Consider the following 17,904-nt stretch of genomic DNA (forward strand, 5'->3'; position numbering starts at 1 on the left):
GTGGATGGATTCCTGCAAAGGCAGGAATCCATCCATGATTGAGCACATTGTTAATATAAAAATTGATCCCCTGCGCGAGGATGAAAGATTTACTTACGAATTGAGTTTAATTAACATTAAATACTTTTAATTTGATGGTCATGTGGCTGTTAAACCCCAGTATTTAACATGTCAACACATCCAAAATTTTATATCCAGACTATTATTTTTTTATCTTATGTATCTGCGTAAGATCAAAGCAACGTTGGCGCCTCCAAAAGCGAAATGATTGGACAATACAATATCAATGGTTTTTTTACGGGCTTCATTAGCTACATAATCTAAATCACAGGCAGGATCTGGAGTATCTAAGTTAATTGTAGGTAATAGTAAATCATGTTGCAGGCTTAGTGATGTGGAAATGACTTCCATTACACCAGATGCACCTATTGCATGCCCAAGCATTGATTTTTGTGCCGTAATTGGGATCTCATAGGCTCTTTCACCAAATAGTGATTTAATTGTTTGTGTTTCGATCATATCATTTAATGGCGTTCCAGTTCCATGTGCTTTTAGATACTGAATATCTCGCGGAGATAATTTTGCATCATCCAATGCACCTTGAATCGCGCGCTGCTGTCCTTCTGGCGAGGGTGCAGTAATATGAAATGCGTCACAGCTGGCACCAAAACCAATAATTTCCGCGAAAATAGTAGCTCCTCGTGCCCTGGCTTGATTTAATTCCTCAAGAATTAAAACCCCGGCACCTTCTGCCATTACCATACCCTCACGATTTAGGTCAAATGGGCGACAGGCTTTTGTTGGATTTTCATTATGAGTGGACATCACCCTTAATTTACACCACGCAGACATCATTGATTCCCAAAGTGGTGCCTCAGTACCTCCGCAGATCGCCGTGGAAATTCTGCCGTTAGTGATTTGTTGGTAAGCTGCCCCTATGGCATCAGCTGATGAAACACATGCATTAGAGATAGTGGAATTAGGTCCGCCTAGGCCGAATGCTATGGCAATAAAATTTGCAATGGAATTGGACATTCCTCTGATCACAGTCAGGGGCTGCATTTTTTTCCAATTTTCAGTAAAGAAGAATTTATAACTTGCTTCTGATTCGGGATATCCTCCCATTCCAGTACCTATGAAAGTCCCTGCTTTACTGAGTTCATGGGGAGTCAGTTTGGATTGTTCTATTGCATGATATGTGCAATAGAGCGCAAATTGAGCAACTCGTGGATAGCGTTTATTCTTATTAAACTCGGGAAGATGTTCCAGGGAAAAATCGGTAATTTCGCCTGCTATTTGTGTGGGGTACAAAGAAGGATCATAGCTTTGAATGCGTTTTATTCCGCATCGTCCCTGTTTTGCTGCTTCCCAGAATTTGCTTAAGCCTGTTCCTATGGAAGAGGTTATTTCCATGCCGGTTATAACAACCCTTTTTTTCATCATGATCCTTTTTGTTTTTAGTATGAAAACTTTCTATGTAAGACAATTTTGCAGTAAATAGTTGTTCTAGTTTTTTTAGGATAATACTAGTTTAAATTCTGTCAAGCTCTATATGAAAAGTTCTATTTTACCGAAAAGAGTTACCTAGGCAGTCGATATAACCCAGTTTTCTGAATGCAAGCGCTTCAAATTTTCCTCACTTGAGTATATACGGTTTGCCTCAGGGTAAGCGAACTAACGTCTTTTTTTTGCGATAACCCGTTTTTGCAATTCGTAGAAATCAATTTCCCAGTAATCACACGAGTTTTGAGTTAGAAAACCAAGCCGAGTATATAGGTTAAGTGCTTTTTGATTATGTGTTTCTACATCAAGATTGAGGTGGGGTTTTCCTTCACTTAAAGCATAATTGATACAGTGAGAAATCAATGCTGTTCCCAAACCTTTCCCTTGGCGGATTGGCAAAACTGCAATATCAGAAAGTGTTGCACCATTGTTTTCCCAGCGTATATGTGCTTTCCCTACAAGGTGATTATCCTCAAACGCCAGTATTATTTGATATGTTCTATCACTCAGTATATGTTCAAAGCGAGGAACTAATTCTGTTTCTGTTTTAAAGAAACATGCCTCATCCAGAATACAAAGCAGTGGAATATCCTTTTCTGTTGCAGTGCGGTACGTCAGATTTTTTTGGTAATCCAGTAAAGGACTTAAATCATGTCGCTCCATATAGTATTCACTATGCATGTAAGAAAAACCAAGCTCAGTTAACCATTGACTATTCAAAAGGTAAGGACTAGAAAAAATCAATTTAAAATAGCCTTGGTCTTTCACCAGGGGTAAAATATTGCGAAGCATTTTTTTGGCAATACCTTTCCGACGATAATCTGGATGAACAAGCAGTGAAATTTCAACTGCATCCTCATAAAAGAAAAAAACACTTAAAAATCCGACTAATTGCTGTTTATCTTGATACCTCAAAACTGTAGGTAAATTTCTTTTTTGTATGAGTAAGTGGGTGTACAAATTAGGTGCGCTGCCATCTTTCTTTTTGCAGATAGCCTTTAATTCTTCCAGTTCTTTGAGTTGGTCTTCATTGAGTTGGGTAGTTCTACTAAGCATAATTGGTATTAATAAATATTATTTGTTTTTTTAAAGAATAGCTTGTTTTACGTTAATTTGCTCTTATTAAAATGAATTTATTAAAAATGCAAGTTTAAAACAGCGACTACAATTTCCAAAATGATTAATATGATGATGATAATCTCTAAATTATGGCCGTGTCGATTGTCCAAGTAACCATTAAACATATCAAAGATTTCATTAAGGGTATCCAAGCGATGATTAATCGCATTGACGCGCCTTTGAATGTGTAAGTAACGTTCCAACATAGTGAAGTGCTCTTCTAAGGTTGGATGTTGCCAAAAATATTTTGGGTGATATAGGAAATTACTAATTAAATTCATTTCACTTTTTGCCCCAAGAATTTCTCCAATAATTTGCTGTATTTGAGTACGGCTAATTTCCATCTCGCCTGTATGTGATAGCTTTTGGATCATAGGATTGTATTTCTCAATCAGTCCATCAATAATGGTTTCAAAATATTGTAACTTGACTGATTGAGAAAACCCATAAGATAAACTGAGTTTGAGCTCGTCACTATCATCTTCTATAGCCAAGCAGTCTACATCGAAAAAATCATGAGGCTCTATAGTTGTTTTGTTATCGAATTGATAATGAAATTCATCATGTACCAAAATAGCAACGGGCTTATCAATCAAGAGTTTGATGGTATTCAGGTAATCATTAATTTGATACCGTTTGATACCCCAGGAAACCACGGTGCCATTTTTAAAAATGAATATGGTATGATCTTTGTTATGATTCGGGCTTAACTTGAGTACATCCCGAGTTTTCAGTGAAGTAAAATCAGTCGAAGCATTTTTAAAATAATTGTCAACGCGCGTTAAATCAATTGATTTGGCAATACAAAAACTTAAGCATTCCATGATGGCTAATAATCCGCGAAATAAAGCTTTTATGATGAAAATAGATACATGTTCTGCTGTATCTGATAGTCAATAATTAGAGTCAGATACAGCATTTTACAATATATGATAATTATCTCAACTTTTAACTATTATACACTATCTGCTGTTTCACGGGTCGGATAAGTTTTTTTTCTATCAGTTGCCCCACCTAACCATTGCGGACAAACTTCTAAAATTTCGGCAATTTTATTAAGTTGTTCGTTTACCGGAAGTATGTGGCCAAAAATTAAAGAATTTGCTAAATGACGTGAAACACCAAATACTTTAGAAACTGCTTTAATTTTCTCAGTTAAATCTTCTGGAAAGCCCAATGAAGCTAACTCGCGATTGAAGCGCTGTGAAAATACTTTACTGTTCATTTTCTCACTCCATGAAAAAAATATTCAGCATCATGCTGCCCCATATTAGGTACCTGTCATTCCATGATTCAGGTAAGAGAGTTATAACCCATTTTTTTTTAATAGCAAAGTTTTTTTATTCTAAAATCAATTGGTTATTTATCTACTTACCATTATGACAACTAGTTGACCACTAGAAAGAGCTGAAGCAGTTAAGTAAAGTGTAAGGTTGATTGTATATAATTAGATCATAAATTGCATTATTAAAGCATATTGATCATGAAGTTATCTCGAATTTTTGGTTTTAGCTTTCAAGAAGTTAAAGAAAGTGCTCATGAAGTTCATAAAAAAACGATTGCTTATGATCCAATGGGTCATGCACGTCATGTTATTTTTAAAAAGAATAAACATCCTGGGGCTAAGGGTCAAGAGGCGTCTAAATTGGAAGCTTGCTTTACCGCAGTTGCTAATGCGTACACAGCACCTCATCGCGCTTTGAGACAAGACATTATAACGGATCCTCAAGGTGGAATCGTCGGTGTGTGTACTGAGAATGCAGGCCATGCTTTATTGCGTCTTCGAAAGAAGGATAAGAACATCGTTTTTATGAAAGCACCCCAAGATTTATTGCCCAATGAGAAAGTGAGTGAAGAGCAATTTGCACAATGGATAAAAGGATATGTGGCAATTGAAGAAAAAGTTGCTGTTAAAAATAAATGGGAAGCAATTGCTCTTAAAAGAGTACATCAAGAGAAACGACAAAAACTACAAAAAACTTATCAGAAAAGATTGGATGAATATTGGGATGAACGGAAAAAGCTGGGAGAATATAAAAATATAGATCCCAAAGATCTCGATAGTGCAGTCATATTTTGTAAGAACCAATTAGATCAAGGAATTACCAAATTTGATGCTCAAAAAATTCCACAAAGATTAAAACACATCTTAGAGCCGATGTCTGACCATCTTCGGGTTATTTTTGAAGCAGAAAAGCTGAGAAGAAAATGCCAAGAGCCTAAAACAAAAGCAGAAAATATCGCACAAGAAGCAGAAATGGCAACCTATGGTGTAGGTGAGGCGATTAATTTTCTGGATAAATTACCGCAAAATTTCTTTGCCAGGCTTTTGGAACAAAAAAGACGTGGCGCAGTAGATATTGATATGGATTCATTGGCTGATGTGTTTACTACAGCCTATGGACTAGAAGAAGATGATTTACACAAGGGAAATATTGGTTATTACGTTACATGTGAAAATGGTCGTCCTTGCTTTCATTTTTTTAAAATAGATCATGATTTGATGTTCAGTGATAAAATTATGGCTGCGCGTGATGTTCGTTTTGCCAATCTTCGCTATTCCAGTGACAAATTTCGTATTACTACTCGCGACTTGCTTGAATTTCCCGATCTGCAAGACTCAGGAAATCATTATTGGCCGACAAAAAGAGCTATCCTTTCTAAAGGTACAAAAGCATATCAAAGTGAAGAAGATCGGGCTGCTTATAAATACTTAAAAGAGGATCCTGAATTTCAGAAAGCAAAGTGGATGCGTTTTTTAAAGCAAGCAGTGACCCCGCAAAGTTTTATTTCCAAATGCTTGCACCAACCTTTAGATGAAGTTGGTAGTGATCCTGAAATTGAAAGTACTTTGACCATTGTGCAACGAGCAAGCTCCTCCAAAATAGCCGAATTGCGTGTAGCACTTTTAGCAATACCGGAATTTAGAGAGTATTTGCACCATAATTTTGAAGAAGCAAAAGAATCAATTCTCGACGAATTGCGGCAACATTGCATCGCAATAAACTGCTCTCCTAATGAAATAAAGCGATATCAGTCGGAAGCAAGCAATATGTTGAAATCAATTCAGGGAGTACGTAAAAATGATAGCCCATTACATGCTGCAATTCAAACACAATGTTATCGTTGTTATGAAACAGCAAAATATTTTAAGAATATTCTGAATAAAAAAGATGATGAAGGACATACGGCATTGGATTTTGCAGTTGCCAATTTTGAAAAATATGCTGAGAAAGTAAAAAGTTTGGACGCAGCAAAGTCAAAATTAGGGTCTTACATAGAAATGCAAGTTTATTATGCGGATGTGATTTGTGATTTGCATCATCATAAGGCAAAGCATGGGCTATCTGCAGATGAATATGCATTGGTTATTGCTCAAGCACAAAAAACCAGCTCTGCATCAATCCTGATTCCGAAAGTTCGTTCGTTGGAAGACTATAAAAACTATCTTTCTATAATGCGGAAAGAACCTTCACGAACTTTAAAACAAGATAAAGTGTATGCAGTAGAATTGCTGAAAAAAGCAGAGTTAAGTAAAGAAGAGCTTTTGCGATTAAGAGAGGAGTTAAAAGAAAAAGAGCCTGCTGGACATTTAAAATTTATTAAAGAACTTCGATCGGAAATTTGGATAATAAAAAAAATCAGAGGTGTTTATGGAGAAACAGACACTGTAGCTGCTATGAAAAAGTGTATTGATCAAAAATTAGAGGCATTACGGGATAGCCATCGAGATATCACCGAGGATAACCCTCCGCTTCAAGCTTCTGTAATGTCTTAAAATGCATTACAAAATGAGTGTAAGATATTTGTCTGTATTTTTTCTACTCTTTCCTATCAAGATAGATGTTTATTTATTAGAAGATTTTCGATCAAAATGAGAATTAATTTATAAATTTTTACACTGTTCGTGTGAAATAGGGTATAATCTCGAACTGAAATTAATTAGAGTTATCACTTTATTTAGATAACTTCTTACTTTTATTGTTCTTTGCTGTGGTTTAGGGATAATAACCATTACAGGGAATATTTATTTCATATTAGGAGTTAAAACAGAATGATGAAAATAATCTCATTACTATTAGGTGTGGTTTTAACTGGTTATGCTTTTGCAGACAATCCTAAAGAAATAGCAGCTCACAAAGTATCCCTTGCTGGATTACAACCCGGTGAAGGCCGTTTCATTCGTAGTGATGTATTTGAGAATAATAAATTTCAATCTGGTTCTTATTTTTGTGCTGGTGCTGATAGCGTTCTGTACGATATGCAGTATGTGTTTTCAAAAAGCCGTGAACCGTTTCATGTAGAACATTTAATTAAATTTTCAATATGCCAAGATGAAACCATGGCCCAATGCCAAGAGTTTGCTACAGATAAATACTTTACTTTTAGAAACCTTGATGGTTATTTGCAAAATGATAGTACCAAATCAACTGTGGATGTTTCTCCCCTAAAAGTTGTTTATCAACCCTGCGAACCCAATGAAGATATGGATGAATTAGTTAAAAGGTCAATCCATGAAAATGATCGTCGTTTTTCAAGCGTAGGATAAAGATTTTTTTAGCGATTGTAACCTGGGAATTTCAAGATTTCGAACCTCAGGTTACGCTTCTCCCAGCCCACTATGATGTTTGCATGTTGCGCGCCCAATTGAATCACTTAATTGTTATATTTTTGTAAAATACATTCCAAGGTTAGCCTGAAGTTACTCATGAGTGGTTAATAACATCCACGTTTTGAACGTTTTATATGCATTCTGGAGGTAAATGAATGAAAAAAATGAGAGTATTAGGATGTTGGTTATTATTAATGCTTGTATTGGATGCACACGCCTACCAAACCCGAGAAGGTAAAATTTACAATGATAAAGGGCAGATTGTCCATATAGATGGTTTATCATGGTCTGGATTTCAAGACACGAATATTTTCCAAGGCTTACAAAGTAATCCTTTTTATGCAATTCCATCTTTGAGTTCCAATCCAAGAGCCTATGGAATGATGGATTTGATTAGTCATCCATGGGATTTTCCCAGCTCAGGGGTAGATAAAAATTCATCAGTAAGTTTTAAAACCTTACGATTACCTATCCAACCCGAGGTTCTTTATGATGAGCAACATGAGGTTGATTTAAATAAGTCACTTTCTGACAAATCTTCCCCAAGTGCAGGGAATGGTATCTTTTGTAAAACCTGGCAAAGTAATGGTACTGCTTGCGAAAAAGCTGTCAGTCCGAAACAAGCGTTTTGGATCGTGTTACACGAATTAAAAAAGAAGAATATCAAAGTAATGATTGATATCCACCATCGTCATGGGTATGGCGATGCGATGCGAGATGGTACGGTTTATGATATGCAACGATATGGAAATGATATTTCTCTTTTAGCTGCAGAAATCAAAAATCGCAACTTAGATAACGTATTAGGCATTGATATTTTTAATGAGCCTTATCGTTTAAATTGGTTTAAAACACATGATTCTCAAGTACCCTGGACAAAAGTCATAGCAACTGCTGCTAATGCAGTGCAGAAAAACAATCCTAATTTACTGTTATTTGTAGAAGGTCCTGACTCAGGAAATGATGATGCAAATAACCCAGTAATTTGCATTCCTAAATCTCAAATAGTGAATGACAACGGATACAGCCATTCTCCTGATCCCTCTTTATGCGGCAATTTAGAGCGTATGTTTTTTAAAGGGAATTGGGGAGAGGATTTCAAGCCTTTACTGGATGAAAAACAGGCTCAAAACGGAAGCGCTGTATTTGATAAAGATAAATTTAGGAATCAGTTAATCAGCCAAGGAATAAATCAGTCTGCGTTACAATGGTTGTTAGGAGATGGGCAGGCTCAAAACAGTCATTTGGTTTTTTCGCCCCATGTTTACCCTTCTGAGGTTGCTGGTTGGGAGACCGCACCCGGGATGCCGAGCCAACTACGTTTCGACTGGTCATGGGGATTTTTATATAAAGCAGGCTATCCCGTTGTTCTTGGTGAGGCATCATGGAAGACCGCAAAAGGGAAGGCATTTTTTACCAATTCACTAATGCCTTATTTACAGGCGAATATGGAAACGAACAACATTTTCTTCTGGGCAATTGGCTATCTTGGGGATACGGTAAGTGCTATCGATCCTAATTCTGGTGAGCTCAATTTAGATGTGCAACAAACATTAAAAAATTATTTTGATAACGTTTAATTAATGTGAGTTCGATATAAAAAAATTTATATCGAACGATTCCTGTTTAGAACTGGTTCCTTCGAACTCACGAATGTAGCCTCACTAATGCCGCATTACTCAAGTTTTGCATTTTATTCACTCCCTACACAATGATGGCAGGTAAATAAGTTTTGGGGATCATATTTGTGCTTTATTTGTAATAACTTAGGATAATTGCTTCCCCATAAAGCCAATTGCCAATTTTTAATGAAATAATCTGCTTCATTCGGATAAGTACCTGAACCAGGACTTAAGGCATGCAGTAGCTCCATGGCCTTGCGGGCTTTCTTTATTGCCTCTTTCGCTTTAAATAAATCGGGCTGGTGACTTGCAATAGGATCATAAGTATCTTGTTGGCCTCCAGAAATAATGACTAAAGCTGCCGCATCGAGTACTTCTGGGTTCATGGCAGTATTTTTTTGATGTACAAGAGCTTCTGATGACGCTCCCGACAAACCTTTATTGAAATGTAGTACAATTTCAGTAAAACGTGATGCATCAAAAAGTGTTTTGGCAAATTGTGCCGAATTTTCTTTAGCAAATAATTTGAAAGGAAGGTACATGGAGAGAAAATAATTGATATATATAGATACTTCAGATTGATCCGATGCCCACCAAAACTCGCCAACAGATCTGTTTTTTTCTTGATTCATCATAATTGCATCAGGTGCATTGGCAAGCAAATAATCAAAATCCCAGTAATGTTTTGCAGGACGTGTAGTGCTGTTGAAGTGAAATTGGTATTGCTCCGGTTTTTTTGTTAACCAGCTAAAGAAAGGTTGCCAAAGCTTGTCTACTTCAGCTTTATTTAATCCGACAAAAACTAGAGAGAAATTCATTTTATTATTTGGCGCTAAACTAACTTGTTCCCCCCAATGTTCGTTGTTGAGATTTAAACGATAAAAATGGATAAAGTAATGAATAAGTTTTGCATATGCTACGTCGGATTTTGCTGTGATGGTTCCTTTTACTTTGCCAAATAATGCAGGGAGCTCATGGGTTTGCAAAGTAATTTTACTGACAATGCCGTAAGTACCTCCACCACCTCCTTTTAATGCCCAGAAAAGATCTTGATTTTGGCAAGCATTAACAGTGCGTATTGTTCCATCGGCGGTAATAATTTCTGCTTCTAAAACCCCAGCAGCTCCTGTGCCGAATTTTTTGGAAAAACTACCAAAACCTCCACCCTGAATAAATCCACCAGCAGCGCCGACGGTGACACAACCTCCTCCTTGAACGTAGCGGCCATTGTGTGTAGTAACTTCTTTATATGCTTCTAGCCATCGTGTACCTGCTGCAATGGTGACCGTTGTTGTTGGTGTATGAGTTTTAGGGCATCCCTGGGGGATAAAATGATCATGAATGGTTACCTTACGCAGCTTATGTGTCCAGATCAAGAGTGAATTTGGTGCATTGGATCGGCCAAGGTAATCATGACCGGTTCCTTTCACTACAAGTTTAATGCGATGTTTACGTGCAAAATTAACCGCGGCAGCTATTTCTTGAGTATTTTCCACAGCAACCACATAAGCACTTACTGCAGATTTCCAGGCGTCCACCCAACCATTCGATTGCGTCGCTCCAGCTTGTGATTCAATAAAATAAGGATTTTTTAGTTTATTGAGAACTTTTTGACATGCGGTGCTTTTAGCGTCTTGTATGCAAGGAGATAAGGGAGAGTATCCTTGCAGCAAATGACCGTTAACTTGCTTATTTAATTCATCCCACTGTGCTTTGGTTGGCCAACATGATTGATTGGGTAAACAATATTGTTGATCAGACTGCTTTGCCAAAACTCCATTGCAAATAAAGCTCATAAATAGAGGAAATATTATCATCCATAATCGCATCAATCATCTTCCAAAATTGTTGTTTATACACTTTGTAATGGGGGCTTCACATTCCATGCACGGCAATGCCATATCTCTGAGGACTCTTCATTTTCAAAGACACACAATGCTCCTGTAGCGATTTTGACTCTGTATTGCGTGCTGAATGTTGCAAAATCACCAGTCAAATAAGGCGAAAAACGTGCGACTCCATTACTTGTGACTACCAGACATGTTTTTCCAGTATATTCTTTACGTAAACGAGTGGAGAAATTCATCCAATTATTAATAAGCGCAGCAGGATTTGCCTTCCAACCCTCAGGTATTATGGCATGCGTTTCCCAGGCATTAATTGCTTCTTTTCCAATGCGCGCAATTACATGCTCTTCAGGTTGATTTTCATCAGGCCCATAATCAATTTCATTGAAGATAGCCAGTGTTTCCATAGGTAAATTTATTCCCATAGCACTTTGTGCTTCATCTGCAGTTTGTATGGCTCGTTTGAGCTTCGAAGTGAAGATGACGTCAGGGATAAGATCATGCTTTTTCAGATAGATACCCAGCATACGTCCTTGATTTAAACCACTATCGACTAAGGGCAAATCAGTAGTTCCTACTCTTCTAACCACGTCACCAGGTGCAAAAGTATTCCCATGGCGTGCAACAAGTAATCGTGTTGTCATAGTTACATACTCTCTAATAATTCACCATATTGGGTAATTAACGCTTCAGCACGAACTACATCTTCCGGGCTATCAATTCCTGACATATTGACACGACCTTTATAGTCAACAGGAATGCAACGAAGGGTATAACCGTTTTCCAGGATGCGTAATTGCTCCAATCCTTCCATTTTTTCAAATGTACTTTCTGGCAAGGTAATGTATTTTTCGAGCATGTCCAGTGAATAACCATATAAACCAATATGACGAAATATAGGGCTGTTATCACTTTTCTTGCGTAACGCCTCTTCGTTGCGAATGGCGGGAATAATATTTTTGCTGAACCAAAAAGCATTGCCTGTTTTTTCATTGAATACAGCCGTAGTACCACTAAAGGGAGTGGTCAGTTTATTTTGGCGCAGTGCATCCAGCTGTTTCCATGTTAATTGGGTTACAGGGGTCACCGCATCACAAGGAGAGGCAGAAAAAGCATCAATTAGTGCACGTAGAAAATCTGGTGGTGTTAAAGGGGCATCTCCTTGCATGTTTATAATAAAATCTGGTTTATTTTTCATAGAACGTATTGCTTCAGCGACACGATCTGTTCCGCTGGGAGCCTCTGGCGAGGTCATTATTGATGTAACACCTATTTCATTGCAATGTTGGACAATTCGCTCATCATCGGTTGCAACGAGTACAGAAACATTTTTTAGTCCTTCAGCAGCAGCACGTGATAAACGAACCACACGTTGCAACATGGTTTGACCACGAATCATTGCCAGGGGCTTTCCTGGTAAACGAGTTGAAGCGTAACGGGCAGGAATTACGATGACGCTGTGCATAGCAAAAAATGTTCCAACATAAAAGCCAATAATAGCCTAAATATCAGGCGGTTACTATAGTAGAACAATTTCCAAATAATTGGGTGAAAATAGATCTATTCAATAGCATGAGTCCGGATTATTAATACTATAAAAAAATGCTATGCAAAAACAAATTAATCTAATGATGCTGTTTATCTAAGCTAAAGTGATAAATTATGCCCATGTTTAATTTATGTTGCAGCTTCCATCCCAAGCGTTAAACAGAAAAATTACTGTTTTGGAGAGTCAGGGGAAGAGGGACCAGCTTCATCTTCTGATTGTTTTTTGTCTTTTAAATTGTTGGCTAATGTGCTAAAGCGTTCTCGCCAATAGTCGTATTTATATTCACTTCCAGGTGCCTTCTCTGTCGACTGCTTTCTTTTTGACCAATGTTTTTCCCAGTCTTGTGATTGCCAAAGAGGAGAAACCATCTGTAATTGATACCCGTTGGATCCCTGCTTTAATTTTACAAATTTAAACGTTTCGTTAGCTACTTCGGTCAATTCATTCCCAAACTCATGTGCAAGTTTATAGCATCTTCGTAGTTCAGTTAGGGTTACCCACTTATCATATTTCTCTTGTCTTTTAGTAACTTGCTCGAGTGAACACTCATCTTCTTCAAAACCGATTATAAATATTAATGGAATTATAGGTTCACCTTGTTGTTTTCTCTTATAATTTTCCAATACCAGATCATTTGGTATGTATTTAAAGTAAGCATTCATACTGTAAGGTTGTCTTTTATCAAACACTTCATGTTTATATTGATAATCGTCTGAGTGTACGGCTTGAATTCCTTTAATTTTATTTATCGCTTCACAGGCTTCAATATATTTATATCTACCAAAACCGAAAACAACAATTTTATTACTTGTACCACAGAGGGCCTTTATAGATTCTTCATCAATGTTCATCAGTTAATTGTCAATGAGTAAATCTATTATTTATTATAGGCTAGATTTTACGAGTACTATGAGTTTCATTGCTCCATAGCAAGTTGCACAATAGGATATTTTAGAGCCATGCCTAATTTTTGTTTCACCCAGGCTTCCTAATTTTTTTTTCTTTACATTGCTGTAAAAAGTATTGTGCGGGTAAATCATTTGGATTACTTATTATGATTTGTTCAAAAAGACTTGAGGCTTCATCAAGTTGTTTTGCCTCATAATGATCTAATGCTGTGGCAAAAATAGAGGCGGAATCTTTTTTTAATTGCACTTCGATCGGAGGATTATGATTAAAGACTTCATAAATTTTTATAGGTAAGCTTTTACCTTTTACTGTAGTCAAGCCTAAGAAACGCATATCGTATCCATCTTTTTGTTTTAATTGTTCATATGTTTCTTCACCAATGATGAGTTCGATATTAAAAGTTCGAGTTAATGTTTCAAGCCGGGAAGCCGTATTGACTGCGTCACTAATTACACTGCAATCCATACGCTTTTCAAATCCCACAGTACCAACAATCAAATTACCCGTGTTTATACCAATTCCTACATTAATGGGGGATAGGTTATCGCGCATTCGCGTAGCATTAAAATCCTTCAGGGCTTCTAACATATCCAATGCAGCAATTACGGCATCATCTGCATTATTAAACAATGCCATAATGGCATCACCAATATATTTATCAATAAGACCCGAATTCTTAAAAATGGCAGGATCTAAATAACTCATGAGGGTATTAAAAAGGTTGAAGATATCAACAGGTGATAAGCGTTCGGCCATAGTGGTAAATGATTTTATATCTAAAAAGAGGACAGTCATGACTTTTTCAACACAATCGCCGAGTTTAATATCAGAAATATTTTTACGATTAAGCACCTTAAGAAAATCTTGGGGAACAAAACGAGCTACTGCAATTGCATTTTGCTGAATTTCAACCAGCTTATTGATAAGTTCTTCATTTAGAGCTCTAACCCTTTGTTCCGCAATCTGTAAATCTTGAAAATAAGAATTGGTGCGCACCATGTAACGGACGCGATACCCTAATAGAGTCGGATTAATGGGCTTGGTGGTAAAATCGGTAGCACCGACCTGGAAAGCCTTATTAACTGATTCATAATCGTCTAAACCGGTAACCATCATGATTGGAAGATAATGCAAATCAGGTAATTTTCGAATCTCGGCGCATACTTCGAAACCATTGAGGCCAGGCATCTCCACATCCAACAAAATCGCGTCAGGTTTAGTTGTTTTAAGTAGTGATAATGCTACTTCGCCATTTTCTGCCTGAATGACATTAAAACCAACTTTGGTTAATGCATCGCAGGTGATTAAACGCATAGTGGCGCTATCATCTACAATCATGATCACTGGATTTTCTTTTTCCATAAAAGAGTTACTCATCTTCACGGGTACAAATTTTTGTTAAATAACTTGCAATTTGCTCCAACTCAATGACTTGATCAACAGCATTCAATGATTGAGCAACAGCGCCCATTCCAAAAACTATGGAACTTTCCTGGTCTTGAATCAAGGTATGTCCCTGAGCTTCTTTTAATTTCAATAAGCCCTCTGCACCATCATCACTCATCCCGGTTAATAGAATACCAATGGCTTTTTTTCCACAAACTTTGGCAACTGATTGAAGTAATCGGGTAATAGAAGGACAAAAACCTGAAACAGGGGGTCCATCAACTAATTTACAGATTAATTGTTCATGAACACGTTCAATTACCATATGTTGGTGCTCAGGCGCTATATATACCGTTCCCTTTTGTAATGGTTCATGATTTATTGCATTTTTCACGGTAATGCTTACATTCTCTTCAAGCCATTGTGCAAATCCTCGAATAAAGCCACGGCTCATGTGCTGAACAATCATAATCGGTACAGGAAAATCAGGAGTTAATTGCGAGAGAATAGTCTGCAATGCCATAGGGCCTCCAACTGAAGCCCCCACCGCTATAATCTCGTAATTTGTTTTTTTGACATCTTCCGTATTATATTTTTTGTTCTCATCAAAAATTAAATGGTTTTTTAAAGGTTTTTTAATGACACAGATATCAGAAAGGCTGCGTAAGGTATCAACGATATGTTGCCTGCTTTCCTCAAAAGAAGAAGAAAATATATTCACGGGTTTTGCCAAAGCAGTTAATGCTCCTGCCTCAAGAATATGGAATGTGGCATGGATTGATTCGTCATTCACCAGGGAACTAATCACAACAATTGGTGTGGGTTTTTTGGCCATAATAATACGTGTAGCCTCGAGGCCATCCATGATGGGCATTTGAATATCCATGGTAATGAGATCTGGGTTTAACTTTTCAGTTAATTCAATGGCTTCTTTGCCATTTTTTGCAACGCCAATGACTTCCATATCTTTTTCAGATTCTATAATATGTTGAATTAATGCAACTTCTGTTGGTGAATCATCAACAATTAAAATTTTTATCATGGGCAGGTTCACTATAGCAGCATTCTTTTCATAATCTCTGAAGAGTTTAATACTAAATTAATTTGATTGTTGCCTGTCAAGGTAGCTCCGATGACGCAAGGTATATTTGATAAGGGTTCTTGCAACGGTTTGAGTACAATTTCCCTTTCACCAATAATTTCGTCGACAAGTAAGGCAATACGATCCCTATTTTTTTTGATGACTACAACAGAGATATGTTCTGTTCTATTTTGTTTTGTTTCATCAAGATGGAGTATCTTAGACAAAGAGCATAACAAAATTGGTTGTTCTTTGACAAGAACGGTGGGACTTCCTTCCACGGCCATAACCTCATGTTTCTTTAATAACATGACACTTTCTACAGAGTTGGTAAGAAGCACAAATATTTGATTACTGCATGAAATAATCAATCCACGTTCAGTAGCTAATGTAAGAGGAACTCTCAGAAAAAAGGTTGTTCCTTTCCCTTGTTCGCTTTCAATACTGACTTGGCCTTTTAAGCGGAGTAAATTGGATCGCACCACATCCAGGCCTACACCTCGACCAGAAATATCAGTCGCAATTTCCCGAGTAGAGAAACCAGGACGAAAAATGAGCTCGTACAGGTCTTCTTTTTTCATATTTTCAAGCTCAGATTGGGTGATGATGTTTTTTTGCAGTGCGGTGCGCATTAAATCATTTGTTTTAATTCCAGCTCCATCATCAATTATTTTAAAGACAATTTGATTGTCTTCTTGATTTACATTAATCGAAATATTTCCTTGTGGTGATTTTCCAGAAACTTTACGAACATCAGTATCTTCTATGCCATGATCAATTGCATTGCGTAGAAGATGTACGATAGGATCTTTTAAGCCATCAAGTATCATTTTATCAATTTTTACATCATTACTATTTATTTGGAGATTGACTTGTTTCTTTAGCTCATGCGCCAAATCACGTACAATTCGTGGTAAGTAACGTAATTGAGTCGTTACCGGTATTAGACGTAAGGTACGAATTTCATCCTGTAGCGCATTTAACAAAATAGATAATTCGCTCACAGAGGTACGTAACTCCCTTTGCATTAAGTGAGTTGAATTATTGATTTCAGATAATTCAACAAGGTTCGTGGAGAATAGAGCGGCTAATGAGCTCATTTCATTTTGAGGAACAGCGTTGAGATTAGCTTTATCTTTTTTCCATGATTGGACCAGATGATCGATTTTATAATTCATCTTGGTTAATTTGGAATAGTATTCTTCAATCGCAATTTTAATAGCTTGAATTTCTTCGGTATAAACTGAAACACGATCTAAATTTTGCAAAGAGACACGTATTGATTCAAATTCATTTGTTTGGGCTTGTATTTCTTGAGTCTTAGGCCCTTTTTCACGTTGCGGTGATGATTCAACCGTTGGTTCTAATGTGAATGGTATTTCTTGAGCAGGCGATTTTGTGTAGTGTTCTAGTTGTCGCAAGTGGTTTGCTAAATCAAAAGTTAGTGGTTTTTGTTCCGTATAGCATTGCATTGTTTCATTCATGTAATCGATCGATTGCAGGCACAGATTAATAAGTTCTGGAGAGATTTTAATACTTTTTTTCTGGATCGCTGTAAATAAAGTTTCTATATGATGTGCAATCTCACCAATATCATTAACGCCTATACCCCGTGCAGATCCTTTGATGTTATGAGCAACACGAAAAATTTCCTCCAATAAACTCCGAAATTCTTGTTCTGATTTAGTTCCCTTTTCAAGCTGTAGCAAACCATCTGTAATCGTGATTAAATTTTCTTGGAGTTCTGCTTTGAATGTTTCAACAAGTTTTTTTATAAATTCATTATCTGCAGCATTTGGTGAGGGTTTTGTCACAGGGGTAATAGGTTTAGATAAAGTTGGTTTTTCCTCTATTATTCGAATTTCTTCTTTTTTTTCTTCGTGATTTAGCGACTGCTGGAGTTGATGTAATAATGCATGAAGCTCGTCTGGAAGCGGTTTTTTTTCTATAAAATCATGGAGGGTTTCACGCATTCCATCTATGGCACGAAATGTTAACTTAATTCGTTCAGGTGATACATTTTGCGAGGGCTTAAACAATTTTTCAACACACTCGGCGATTTTCCCCAGCTCCTCAATACCTACAGAAAGTGCTAATACTTTAATATTACGTCCTGCTCGAGAAATCTCCTCTATCATCTGATTTAAATCACTCATTGATGCACCACGTTCTATTTTTTTTAAATGACTGGTAATGAGCGTCAATGATGATTCAAGTTCCGTACTAAATGCTTCAAGCATCTGCTTTAATAAATGATCGTCTGGAGTCATATGGCG

14 protein-coding genes are annotated in these 17,904 nt (G+C 37.0%); 3 read left to right on the forward strand and 11 right to left on the reverse strand.

Features of this window, described 5'->3' with window-relative positions:
- Positions 1 to 210 precede the first annotated feature (210 nt).
- The 4 genes from Ltuc_RS01785 to Ltuc_RS15445 form a co-directional block, all read right to left on the reverse strand.
- On the reverse strand, positions 211 to 1,440 hold the full coding sequence (locus Ltuc_RS01785) for a beta-ketoacyl-[acyl-carrier-protein] synthase family protein (RefSeq protein ID WP_058519647.1): 1,230 nt from the start codon (positions 1,438 to 1,440) through the stop codon (positions 211 to 213).
- A gap of 234 nt (positions 1,441 to 1,674) precedes the next feature.
- Positions 1,675 to 2,559 (reverse strand): GNAT family N-acetyltransferase, encoded by an 885-nt coding sequence (locus Ltuc_RS01790; protein WP_058519648.1) that lies wholly within the window; start codon positions 2,557 to 2,559, stop codon positions 1,675 to 1,677.
- An 80-nt stretch (positions 2,560 to 2,639) separates the two neighbouring features.
- The gene (locus tag Ltuc_RS01795; protein ID WP_058519649.1) at positions 2,640 to 3,446 is read right to left on the reverse strand and encodes an RMD1 family protein; all 807 of its coding nucleotides are present in this window, start codon (positions 3,444 to 3,446) and stop codon (positions 2,640 to 2,642) included.
- A gap of 131 nt (positions 3,447 to 3,577) precedes the next feature.
- The gene (locus Ltuc_RS15445; protein ID WP_058519650.1) at positions 3,578 to 3,847 is read right to left on the reverse strand and encodes a hypothetical protein; all 270 of its coding nucleotides are present in this window, start codon (positions 3,845 to 3,847) and stop codon (positions 3,578 to 3,580) included.
- 258 nt (positions 3,848 to 4,105) lie between these two features.
- On the opposite strand from Ltuc_RS15445, the gene Ltuc_RS01805 reads away from it, so the two are divergent.
- The 3 genes from Ltuc_RS01805 (at position 4,106) to Ltuc_RS01815 (ending at position 8,814) form a co-directional block, all read left to right on the forward strand.
- Positions 4,106 to 6,400: a hypothetical protein gene (locus Ltuc_RS01805; protein WP_058519651.1), complete on the forward strand. Its 2,295-nt coding sequence runs from the start codon at positions 4,106 to 4,108 to the stop codon at positions 6,398 to 6,400.
- A gap of 276 nt (positions 6,401 to 6,676) precedes the next feature.
- Complete coding sequence (locus tag Ltuc_RS01810; protein WP_058519652.1) at positions 6,677 to 7,171, forward strand: hypothetical protein; 495 nt, start codon at positions 6,677 to 6,679, stop codon at positions 7,169 to 7,171.
- 218 nt (positions 7,172 to 7,389) lie between these two features.
- Positions 7,390 to 8,814 carry a cellulase family glycosylhydrolase gene (locus Ltuc_RS01815; RefSeq protein WP_058519653.1) on the forward strand — a complete coding sequence of 475 codons (1,425 nt, stop codon included), beginning with the start codon at positions 7,390 to 7,392 and terminating at the stop codon, positions 8,812 to 8,814.
- 113 nt (positions 8,815 to 8,927) lie between these two features.
- Here the strand turns inward: Ltuc_RS01815 and Ltuc_RS01820 are convergent, their stop codons facing one another.
- The 7 genes from Ltuc_RS01820 to Ltuc_RS01850 all read right to left on the reverse strand — a co-directional run bounded on the left by Ltuc_RS01820 (position 8,928) and on the right by Ltuc_RS01850 (position 17,898).
- Positions 8,928 to 10,685, reverse strand: a complete 1,758-nt coding sequence (locus Ltuc_RS01820; protein ID WP_058519654.1) for an FAD-dependent oxidoreductase — start codon at positions 10,683 to 10,685, stop codon at positions 8,928 to 8,930.
- Between the two features lie 23 nt (positions 10,686 to 10,708).
- Complete coding sequence (locus Ltuc_RS01825; RefSeq protein WP_058519655.1) at positions 10,709 to 11,347, reverse strand: histidine phosphatase family protein; 639 nt, start codon at positions 11,345 to 11,347, stop codon at positions 10,709 to 10,711.
- 2 nt (positions 11,348 to 11,349) lie between these two features.
- Positions 11,350 to 12,168: a 3-deoxy-manno-octulosonate cytidylyltransferase gene (gene kdsB, locus Ltuc_RS01830; RefSeq protein ID WP_058519656.1), complete on the reverse strand. Its 819-nt coding sequence runs from the start codon at positions 12,166 to 12,168 to the stop codon at positions 11,350 to 11,352.
- 251 nt (positions 12,169 to 12,419) lie between these two features.
- Positions 12,420 to 13,103 (reverse strand): hypothetical protein, encoded by a 684-nt coding sequence (locus Ltuc_RS01835; RefSeq protein ID WP_058519657.1) that lies wholly within the window; start codon positions 13,101 to 13,103, stop codon positions 12,420 to 12,422.
- Positions 13,104 to 13,227: 124 nt separating this feature from the next.
- Positions 13,228 to 14,523 carry a response regulator gene (locus tag Ltuc_RS01840; protein ID WP_058519658.1) on the reverse strand — a complete coding sequence of 432 codons (1,296 nt, stop codon included), beginning with the start codon at positions 14,521 to 14,523 and terminating at the stop codon, positions 13,228 to 13,230.
- Between the two features lie 7 nt (positions 14,524 to 14,530).
- A complete protein-coding gene (gene cheB, locus Ltuc_RS01845) occupies positions 14,531 to 15,589 on the reverse strand; it encodes a chemotaxis-specific protein-glutamate methyltransferase CheB (protein WP_058519659.1) in 1,059 nt (352 codons plus the stop codon).
- An 11-nt stretch (positions 15,590 to 15,600) separates the two neighbouring features.
- Entirely contained in the window at positions 15,601 to 17,898 is a 2,298-nt protein-coding gene (locus tag Ltuc_RS01850) for a chemotaxis protein CheA (protein WP_058519660.1), read from the reverse strand.
- Positions 17,899 to 17,904 lie beyond the last annotated feature (6 nt).

Source organism: Legionella tucsonensis (assembly GCF_001468035.1).
GTDB lineage: Bacteria > Pseudomonadota > Gammaproteobacteria > Legionellales > Legionellaceae > Legionella > Legionella tucsonensis.

Excerpts from the sequence above, each read along its gene's own strand:
- Ltuc_RS01785 (WP_058519647.1), bottom strand. The coding sequence starts at position 1,440 with ATGAAAAAAAGGGTTGTTATAACCGGCATGGAAATAACCTCTTCCATA.
- Ltuc_RS01790 (WP_058519648.1), bottom strand. The coding sequence starts at position 2,559 with ATGCTTAGTAGAACTACCCAACTCAATGAAGACCAACTCAAAGAACTG.
- Ltuc_RS01795 (WP_058519649.1), bottom strand. The coding sequence starts at position 3,446 with ATGGAATGCTTAAGTTTTTGTATTGCCAAATCAATTGATTTAACGCGC.
- Ltuc_RS15445 (WP_058519650.1), bottom strand. The coding sequence starts at position 3,847 with ATGAACAGTAAAGTATTTTCACAGCGCTTCAATCGCGAGTTAGCTTCA.
- Ltuc_RS01805 (WP_058519651.1), top strand. The coding sequence starts at position 4,106 with ATGAAGTTATCTCGAATTTTTGGTTTTAGCTTTCAAGAAGTTAAAGAA.
- Ltuc_RS01810 (WP_058519652.1), top strand. The coding sequence starts at position 6,677 with ATGATGAAAATAATCTCATTACTATTAGGTGTGGTTTTAACTGGTTAT.
- Ltuc_RS01815 (WP_058519653.1), top strand. The coding sequence starts at position 7,390 with ATGAAAAAAATGAGAGTATTAGGATGTTGGTTATTATTAATGCTTGTA.
- Ltuc_RS01820 (WP_058519654.1), bottom strand. The coding sequence starts at position 10,685 with ATGCGATTATGGATGATAATATTTCCTCTATTTATGAGCTTTATTTGC.
- Ltuc_RS01825 (WP_058519655.1), bottom strand. The coding sequence starts at position 11,347 with ATGACAACACGATTACTTGTTGCACGCCATGGGAATACTTTTGCACCT.
- kdsB (WP_058519656.1), bottom strand. The coding sequence starts at position 12,168 with ATGCACAGCGTCATCGTAATTCCTGCCCGTTACGCTTCAACTCGTTTA.
- Ltuc_RS01835 (WP_058519657.1), bottom strand. The coding sequence starts at position 13,103 with ATGAACATTGATGAAGAATCTATAAAGGCCCTCTGTGGTACAAGTAAT.
- Ltuc_RS01840 (WP_058519658.1), bottom strand. The coding sequence starts at position 14,523 with ATGGAAAAAGAAAATCCAGTGATCATGATTGTAGATGATAGCGCCACT.
- cheB (WP_058519659.1), bottom strand. The coding sequence starts at position 15,589 with ATGATAAAAATTTTAATTGTTGATGATTCACCAACAGAAGTTGCATTA.
- Ltuc_RS01850 (WP_058519660.1), bottom strand. The coding sequence starts at position 17,898 with ATGACTCCAGACGATCATTTATTAAAGCAGATGCTTGAAGCATTTAGT.